Source organism: uncultured Agrococcus sp. (assembly GCF_945915485.1).
Taxonomy (GTDB): domain Bacteria; phylum Actinomycetota; class Actinomycetes; order Actinomycetales; family Microbacteriaceae; genus Agrococcus.
In genome coordinates this window covers 19544-28101 of sequence record NZ_CAMEFJ010000025.1, presented here as the reverse complement: position 1 = coordinate 28101, position 8558 = coordinate 19544, and the positions used below count along the sequence as shown (strand labels likewise).

At 63.8% G+C, this 8558-nt stretch carries 7 protein-coding genes and 1 tRNA gene; 4 read left to right on the top strand and 4 right to left on the bottom strand.

Annotated features, from left to right (window positions below; genetic code table 11):
* The 4 genes from Q0O95_RS06305 to Q0O95_RS06290 all read left to right on the top strand — a co-directional run.
* Positions 1–1502 (top strand): HtaA domain-containing protein (locus tag Q0O95_RS06305; RefSeq protein WP_293696477.1); only part of this gene is annotated, 1502 nt, incomplete at its 5' end.
* A gap of 99 nt (positions 1503–1601) precedes the next feature.
* Positions 1602–2699 (top strand): ABC transporter substrate-binding protein, encoded by a 1098-nt coding sequence (locus Q0O95_RS06300; protein ID WP_293696475.1) that lies wholly within the window; start codon positions 1602–1604, stop codon positions 2697–2699.
* Positions 2696–3751, top strand: a complete 1056-nt coding sequence (locus Q0O95_RS06295; protein ID WP_293696473.1) for an iron ABC transporter permease — start codon at positions 2696–2698, stop codon at positions 3749–3751. The genes Q0O95_RS06300 and Q0O95_RS06295 overlap by 4 nt, the downstream gene beginning before the upstream one ends.
* A complete protein-coding gene (locus Q0O95_RS06290) occupies positions 3748–4542 on the top strand; it encodes a heme ABC transporter ATP-binding protein (RefSeq protein ID WP_293696471.1) in 795 nt (264 codons plus the stop codon). Before Q0O95_RS06295 ends, Q0O95_RS06290 begins: the two co-directional genes overlap by 4 nt.
* A 72-nt stretch (positions 4543–4614) precedes the next feature.
* Here Q0O95_RS06290 and Q0O95_RS06285 read toward each other — a convergent pair whose 3' ends face one another.
* From Q0O95_RS06285 to Q0O95_RS06270, 4 genes are all read right to left on the bottom strand, one after another.
* Positions 4615–4860 (bottom strand): PLDc N-terminal domain-containing protein, encoded by a 246-nt coding sequence (locus tag Q0O95_RS06285; RefSeq protein WP_293696469.1) that lies wholly within the window; start codon positions 4858–4860, stop codon positions 4615–4617.
* Positions 4861–5084: 224 nt separating this feature from the next.
* A tRNA-Asn gene (locus Q0O95_RS06280) sits at positions 5085–5157 on the bottom strand.
* A gap of 345 nt (positions 5158–5502) precedes the next feature.
* Complete coding sequence (dnaG, locus tag Q0O95_RS06275) at positions 5503–7332, bottom strand: DNA primase (protein ID WP_293696467.1); 1830 nt, start codon at positions 7330–7332, stop codon at positions 5503–5505.
* Positions 7333–8556, bottom strand: a complete 1224-nt coding sequence (locus Q0O95_RS06270) for a deoxyguanosinetriphosphate triphosphohydrolase (protein ID WP_293696481.1) — start codon at positions 8554–8556, stop codon at positions 7333–7335. It lies immediately after the preceding gene.
* Positions 8557–8558: the final 2 nt, after the last annotated feature.

The window sequence follows — 8558 nt, the reverse complement described above, 5'->3', positions numbered from 1 at the left end:
CTGCGAACCACACCGCTATGGCGGATCGCACGCTGGACGCGAAGGTTGCTCTCGGGTTCGCTGAGGAAGTCGTCGATCCTGACCCGACCGACCCGGAAGAACCCACCGATCCCACCGACCCGGAAGACCCGACCGACCCCGAAGAACCCACTGACCCCGAGGTGCCCGACACCGCCTCCGACGAGTCGCAGCTGGTCTGGGGCGTCAAGGAGTCGTTCAAGAACTACGTGACCGGCCCGATCGCAGGTGGCGACATAACCGTCGACGGCGTGGAGAATGTGAACGGACTCTTCGTCTGGAGCGACGGCGAAGTCGTCAGCGAATCGAACCCGACCGAGGTCGAATTCACGGGTTCCGTAACCTTCAGCGGCCACGGCAGCATCCTCCACGTCGAGATCAGTAACCCGCGCGTCGTCGTGAACACCGACGGTTCCGGTTCGATCTTCGCCGATGTCGAGTCCAAGGAATTCATCGACACCGTCACAGAGGGCCCGATGGTCGCGTACGACAATGTGGAACTCGTGACCTTCGACTCCGGTGAGTGGAGCGCAGATGGCGGCGCCGGTTCGGGAAATGCTTCGCAACAAACGACCGGGCCACTCGCCGCGCAAGCTTCCTCGGAAGACTCGTTCACCTCGGACAGCACAACGCTGACCACGGACGGCGAGCCTGCTTTCGGCGGATTTTACGAGGCCGGTGAAGAGTTCGATTCGTTCACGCTCAACAGCTCACCGCAACAGGTCACGAACCCCGATGGTAACGGTAACGACAACACCGGTGGCGACAACGGCGACAGCAACAATGCCGGCAGCAACACCAACAACGGCGGCAGCTCGGAGACCTGTGTTGCTCACGAAGTCGACGGATCGCTCGATTGGGGCCTCCGCGAATCGTTCCGCAACTACATCGAGGGTGGCATCGCACAGGGCGAGGTCAACGTAAGCGGTGTCGAGCGCACCGGCGACGGGATCTTCCGTTGGAGCGGCAACGGCCAGCTCAACGCCAACGACATGCTCGGCGAGGTCTCGCTTCCCGGCACCGTCCACTTCACGGGTCACGACGGTGTTCTCGACACGAAGATCTCGAACGTTCGACTCGTGATCCACTCGTCATCGCAGGCATCCGTCTACGCTGACGTCGTCTCGAATGACATGGAGGGCAACTCGTCCGATCTGACGAACGTTCGTTTCGCGAACGTCAACATTTCGGGAGCATCGCTGACGGCCGACGCGTTCAGCGTATCCGGCGCGGGTGCGACGTTGACAGGCGACGGGGCGTCGGCATTCGCAGGCTTCTACGAAGCCGGCGAGGAGCTCGACCCCGTGTCGTTCTCGCTGACGCTCGGCAATGAAGTGCCGTGCAACGATGCGGTGAATCCAAGCGGCGAAGGTCTTGCCCAGACCGGCTTCGAATCGCCAGCCCTCGCGCTGATCGCATTCGCGGCCGCGCTTGTGGCGCTCGGTGCTCGCGGTATCGCCGTGGCTCAGCGTCGTCGCAGCTAACGACGGCCATCGCTGTGAGGGGCGGGTGGCGCAAGTCGCCCGCCCCACAACACTGACTACACCACACTCAAACCTCTCGATCGGTAAGCGAAACAACACATGAGAATCACCCGCACTCGTTCACTACGGGCCGTTGCCGTTACGGCGATTATCGCTCTGACCGTCGGATGCGCGAGCGAAGCAGCGCCCGACGAGACTCCCGCATCCCCCACTGTCGAAGAGCAGACCGAGACAACCCCCGAGGCGATGCTTGATGTACCAGACCCGCGTTCACTGACCGGCCTCACCGAGGCTCGCGAGCTGGGCGCTATCGAGCCAGTCGCATCCGACCCGGAGGTTTCCCTGCCCGCCACCGTGACCGGCGACGACGGAGTCGAAGTCACGGTCGAGTCGGTCGACCGTATTGTCACGCTCGACATTTACGGCACGATCAGCCAAACCATCGTCGGGCTGGGGCTCAGCGAGAACGTGGTCGGACGCAGCGTTTCCGACACCGACCCCTCGATCGAGGACGCACCGCTTGTCACGAGCGGAGCCCACGCGGTGAGTCCGGAAGCGGTTCTGCAGGAACGACCGACTCTTGTGCTCCTCGACACGACCCTGGGCCCCGCGAATACGCAGAACGTACTGCGCGAAGCCGGCGTCGCCGTCGTCGTGCTCGACCCGGACCGGCGCGCAGACCTCATCGACGAGCAGATACGCATGATCGCCGAGGCAACCGGCACCGTCGAGGCCGGTGAGCAGCTGATCGAGCAGACGAACGAGCAGCTCGATGAAACCCGCGAATACATCTCGCAGCTCACGGCCGAGCTCGACGAACCTTTGCGCATGGCGGTTCTCTACGTGCGTGGCACGGCCGGGATCTTCTTCCTCTTCGGTGGCGAAAGCGCCGCGAAGGGGCTCATCGAAGACCTTGGCGGAGAGCATGTAGCGGAAGCCATCGGAGCGGGCGAAACCGTTCCCGCCAACGCCGAGTCCCTCGTCACGATCGACCCTGAGCTCTTCATGATGATGCACGATGGTCTCGAGTCAACTGGTGGCCTCGATGGCCTTACGGAACGACCGGGCGTCGCCCAGACAACCGCTGGCATCAACCAGCGCGTCGTCTCGGCACCCGATGCCCAGCTGATTTCTTTCGGCCCCAACTATCCGCAGGCGCTCCGGGCGCTCGCAGACGCCATATACCTCGGCCAGTGAGGAGAGACCACAGAGCACGCACCGCATGGCTGGTGGGCCTCGGCCTACTGGCCACGCTGCTGACGGCGGTCATCGTGTCGGCGAGCGTCGGACAGTTCTCCGCAACGATCTCCGACGCCATCGGATCCTTCGGACGCGCGCTCTCCCCCAGCCTTTTCCCCACGACGGAGGAGACGGAGGTTGTCGACAGAACGCTCTGGAACGTCCGTTTCCCCCGCATGGTCATGGGTGTTGTCGTGGGAGCAGCGCTGGGCGTCGCCGGTGCTCTGACGCAGAGCCTCTTCGGCAATCCGCTCGCCGAGCCCGGCGTCATCGGCATCACCTCGGGTGCTTCCGTCGGTGCCGCCATCAGCATCGTGATCGGGGCATCCACGTTCGGCATGCTGACGACTCCGGCGTTCGCATTCGTGTTCGGACTCGGAACCGCCTTGCTCGTATGGTCCGTCGCGCAGCGAATACCTGCACAGCGCGCCATTTCACTGCTGCTGGTCGGTATCGCCATCAATGCGCTCGCAGGAGCTGTGACGGCCTTCATCTTCCTCGTCGCACCCACGGCTGCTCGCGACGCCGTCGTGTTCTGGCAGCTCGGCTCCATAGCGGGCACGACCTGGACGAGCGTTTGGATCACGACCCTGTTCGTTTGCGTAGGGCTCGTAGCAGCCCTGCCGCTGATTCGACCCCTGGATGTGCTCGCGCTCGGCGATCGCGCAGCGAGCCACGTCGGGCTTCGCGTGCCACTCATCCGCATCGCGACAATCGTCATCGTTTCGCTGCTGACCGGCGCGGCCGTCGCATTCGCCGGCATCATCGGCTTCGTCGGGCTCATCGTCCCGCACGCGATTCGATTGCTCGTAGGCCCGAGCCACAAGTTCGTGCTGCCGCTTTCCATGCTGGGAGGCGCGCTTCTGGTGACGCTCGCCGATCTTGGAGCGCGAACGCTGATGCCGCTGACAGACCTTCCTATCGGAATGCTGACATCGGCGATCGGCGCTCCCCTGTTCCTCCTGCTGCTGTACAGGATGTTCGGCTCGAACCGCGGGAGGATGCCATGACGAATACCGTGCTCGAAGCGCAGGGCGTCTCGGTGAAGTTCGGTGAAAAGACGGTCCTCGACGACGTCACGCTCGGCGTAGCTCCCGGAGAAGTGCTTTCACTCATCGGCCCCAACGGCGCCGGAAAATCGACCCTGCTCGCCGTTCTCGCGGGTGACCGCTCACCCGATGCGGGTGACGTAACCCTGTTCGACCGTCCTTTGCGATCGACCTCGATGAAGCAGCGCGCCCGAGAACGGTCTGTTCTCGAACAACGGCCGACGGTCGGATTCGCCTTCCGCGTTCACGAGGTCGTGAAGATGGGGCGCACACCGTGGCACGGAACAGAGCATCAGCAGCGGGACGAAGAGATCATCGATGAGGCCATGCATGCGGTTGAGGTAACGCACCTCGCGTTCCGAGACGTTCTGACGCTCTCTGGCGGTGAGTCGTCGCGAATGTCGATCGCCCGCGTGCTGGCGCAGACGACGCCGGTCGTGCTGCTGGATGAGCCGGCGGCCGCACTGGATGTTCGGCATCAGGAGCAGGTCATGCACATCGCCCGAGATCTCGCGTCTCAAGGGTCGAGCGTTATCGTCGTTTCGCACGACCTCGACTCGGCTGTCCACTGGAGCGACCGCATCGCACTCATGGACAAGGGTCGGATTCGCGCTGTTGGAACGCCCGGTGAAGTGCTATCTGGCGAGCTCCTGAGCGAGGTCTACGAGACCCCTATCGAGATGTTCGAGCATCCCGAAACGCGAATGACAGTCGTTCGCCCGATCCGTTACGGGCGCCCTCGTTCCTCGTAGGCGCTCCCTGTTCCGCATCCACCGTTCGACTCAATGCCCCGTTCATCTGCCGGCCGAGCAACGGTCGAGCGCTCACGCAGTAGGCGAGAGTGATTCCCGAACTTTCGGGCAGCCGAAGGCGAACCACAGTGCCACCCCGATGACGGGCATCGCCAAGACGGCCAGGATCCAGAGGACATAGGCGGGCGTATCCAGGTGCTTGGCGTGCCTGACGATCGATACGATGGCCGCGACGACGACCGCAATGTGCAGCACGGCCACGCTCGTCCAAAGGATGTCGTATCCCGCGGGGATGAGCGGGTTCACTGCGTCGGCCATGGTTCGACGCTAGCAGCGCTGCCCGATCCCCGCCACGGCACTCAAGCTGCTCCCCGACGAATAGTGGACACCCGTACCGGGGAGTGAGTTGAAAACAGTCGAAAGAAGTGCAAATAGGAGGCTCCCAAGGGGCCTTCTCTCGACTACTTCTGCGCCATCAGAGCCGACCCCGATAAACCCGCATTCTGGCAAAGAAAAAGGACCCAATGTGGGCCCTTATCTTGCTCCCCGAGTTGGACTCGAACCAACAACCTGCCGGTTAACAGCCGGCTGCTCTGCCAATTGAGCTATCGGGGAATGTGCGAAATGCAACGCCAGCTAGCTTACCACGATTCCGAGCCGACACAGACCACTCACATGGACACTTTTGCTCCCCAGAAAGAAGAGCCTGAGGGCACCATGCGCATCGTGCTTCTTAGCACTTCACACCTGTTTCGCGTCCATTGGAATGCGACGTTCGCCGACCTCATTCACGGGCTGCTGTCAAGCCTTCCACTTTTGTAGCCGTGGCTGACACCAAATTTTCCCGCCAGCTTCGCCAACTTCTCGGTCGCTGGGCGACGACACGCCGCACACAGGCCCTCTCATCGTCTGGCGACCGAGAAGTTGGCACGGCCTGGAGGTATGAGGGGGCTGGGAAGATCACTCCTCGATGAGGCGGCGGCGTTCGGTCTCCAGCGCGGATACCTGGAGGTCGAGCTCGCGAGCCGCGTCGGGATCCTTAGCGCGCATCCGCATCGCCTGCGACTGCAGGTTCGCCTTCTCCCGCAGCATGTCGCGCTGCACGAGAGCCTTCACGGCACCGATCGAGTACCTCTCGAGCCCCTTCTCGTTCGTATTGATGGGCGACATCGAAAGCTCGCGCACCAGCCCCACCATGCCCTCTGGAACAGCGGCGGCGACCGCATCGACGAACTCGCGCCCGGCGATCCGATCGATGTTGACGAGCATCCCGTCGCGCACGATCTCCAGCGACGGATTCGCAACGTGGCTGATGACCGCGCGCTGGGCCAGATCCGTCGGCAGCAGCTCTCCCTGTTGCAGCATGACGATGATCGCCTCGCGTTCCAACCTGGTGGCGGGATCATTGGAGAGCTGCGCCTGCGGCCGCTGCACGGGCTCGAGCTCGCTCGCGGTGTCTCGTCGATCCGCGCGTACCTGCCGCTGCACCTCGACCGGGTCGACGCCGAGCCAGCCGGCAACCGTGCGCACGTACCCGTCGGAGAGTGCACGATCGCGGATGCGCGCCAGAATCGGCCCCGCAGCACGAGTCGCCTGCACCCTGCCCTCAACGGTCTCGAGGTCGTGTTCGTCGACGACTCGCTGCAGCATGAACTCGAACATGGGTCTGGGGCTCTTCACAAGGCTCCGCACCGCGTGGTCGCCACGCCGAATACGCAGGTCACAGGGGTCCATCCCATCGGGAGCCACGGCGACATACGTCTGCGCTGCGAAGCGATGCTCCTCCTGGAAGGCGCGAGAAGCGGCCTGCTGACCGGCTTCGTCAGGGTCGAAAGTGAATATCACGCGACCGAGCGATCGTGTGTCGGAGGTCGATACATCGCCGAGCACGCGGCGCAGCAGCTTCGCGTGGTCACCGCCGAACGCCGTTCCGCACGTGGCGATCGCCGTCTCAACGCCGGCGAGGTGACAGGCCATGACGTCGGTGTATCCCTCGACGATGACGGCTTCCCTTCCCCGCGAAATAGCTCGCTTCGCGAGGTCGAGACCGTACAGCACCTTCGATTTGTGGAACACGGGCGTCTCCGGCGTGTTCAAGTACTTCGGGCCCTTGTCGTCTTCTGTCAGCTTGCGTGCGCCGAACCCGACCGTCGCTCCCGTCACATCGCGGATGGGCCACACGAGACGACCGCGGAACCTGTCGTACGGGCCGCGTTGCCCTTCCGAAAGCAGACCCGCCGTGACGAGCTCCTCATCCGAGTAGCCCCTACCTCGCAGGTGATTTCTGAGCGACTCGAACCCGGGCGGCGCGTAGCCGACGCCGAACCTGCGGGCTGCTTCGAGGTCGAAGCCTCGCTCCCCGAGAAACGCCTGCCCCGGCGCCGCCTGATCGGTGAGCAACTGCTGCTGGAAGAACTCTGCCGCGTCGGTGTTCGCCGCCAGCAGGCGAGCACGGTTGACGCCGTCTTCCTTCGGGGCATGACCCTCTTCGTAGCGGAGCGAGAAGCCGATCTGCGACGCGAAGCGCTCGACCGTCTCGACGAACGTCGTGTGGTCCATCGACATGACGAATTGGAAGACGTCTCCGTCTTCGCCGCAACCGAAGCAGTGATAACGGCCAACGGCCGGGCGTACGTGGAAGCTCGGCGTACGCTCGTCGTGGAACGGGCACAGCCCCTTCATCGAGCCGACTCCGGCTCGCTTGAGCGTTACGTACTGCGAAACGACATCGACGATATTGACGCGGTTGCGCAGCTCGTCGATGTCCTCCCGACGAATCCTGCCTGCCAACTACCCCACCATTTCCCGATGTCGTGCGACCGCAGCACGGTCCGTTAGCGATGCTACCTGGTCGACGACGACACGTTTCCGGTCCGTGTCCGAAGACGCCGAACGCCAGTCGTCCGCGAACGCGCTGTCCAACGAGGACGGGCCGCGCTCCAGTAATCCCTCGCACAGTTCGATCATGAGCTGCCGCTGCTCTCGATACAGCGGCTGCCGTTCCGCAACCGACATGACGAAGGCGCTCACGGTGCCCTTCAGCACCGCGATCTCGGCCTGCACCGAGCGAGGCACGACGACGCTGCCCGAGAACCTGCCCAGCGGGCCGGGATGCTCTTCTCGCGTCGCGTGCGCGGAGGCGACGGCGAAGCGGCCGATGAGCTTCGACGTCAGGTTCTTCAGCTGCGCCTGATCCCGACGCGAGTCGTCGAACGACGAAATCCAGGTTTCGAGGTCATCGAGACGGTCGAACGCGGCAACCAGCTCGTCTCTGCTGAACTCCGCGCCCACCCACTCGAGCATCCTGTCGACGAGTTCCTCGTGGTTGACGCGGGTGGCGAGCTGCCGGGTGTCGACGAAACCGTTGACGATCGCGTCTTCGAAGTCGTGCACCGAGTATGCGATGTCGTCTGCGAGATCCATGACCTCTGCCTCGATGCATCGTTGCTCGGCGGGCGCGCCCTCCCGCACCCAGGTGAACGCGTCGACGTCGTCCGCATAGAAGCCGAACTTGACGCGGCCCGACGGGTCCAGCACTTCACGCGTGTCGGGCCACGGGTATTTGCACGACGCGTCGACGGATGCCCGGGTCAGGTTCAGCCCGTACGGCCGGTCCTCGCCGACGACCTTCGGCTCCAATCGTGTGATCACCCGCAGTGTCTGAGCGTTGCCCTCGAACCCGCCGATGTCGCTCGCCCAGATGTTGAGTGCTTTCTCGCCGTTGTGCCCGAAGGGCGGATGCCCGATATCGTGCACGAGGCACGCAGTGTCGACGACGTCAGACTCGAGCCCGAGTGTCTCCGCGATCTCGCGGCCGATCTGCGCAACCTCGAGCGAGTGCGTGAGTCTCGACCGCGCGAACTCGAGCCCTGTCGTAGGCGAGACCACCTGGGTCTTCTGCGAGAGTTTGCGAAGGGCGCTGGCGTGGATCGCGCGGGCTCGATCCCGCGCGAAGTCGCTGCGGTTCGACGAGTGCGTCTCCGGCATCCACCGCTCCCGGTCGAAGCCGGTCATGA

Excerpts from the sequence above, each read along its gene's own strand:
- Q0O95_RS06300 (WP_293696475.1), top strand. The coding sequence starts at position 1,602 with ATGAGAATCACCCGCACTCGTTCACTACGGGCCGTTGCCGTTACGGCG.
- Q0O95_RS06290 (WP_293696471.1), top strand. The coding sequence starts at position 3,748 with ATGACGAATACCGTGCTCGAAGCGCAGGGCGTCTCGGTGAAGTTCGGT.
- Q0O95_RS06285 (WP_293696469.1), bottom strand. The coding sequence starts at position 4,860 with ATGGCCGACGCAGTGAACCCGCTCATCCCCGCGGGATACGACATCCTT.
- Q0O95_RS06270 (WP_293696481.1), bottom strand. The coding sequence starts at position 8,556 with ATGACCGGCTTCGACCGGGAGCGGTGGATGCCGGAGACGCACTCGTCG.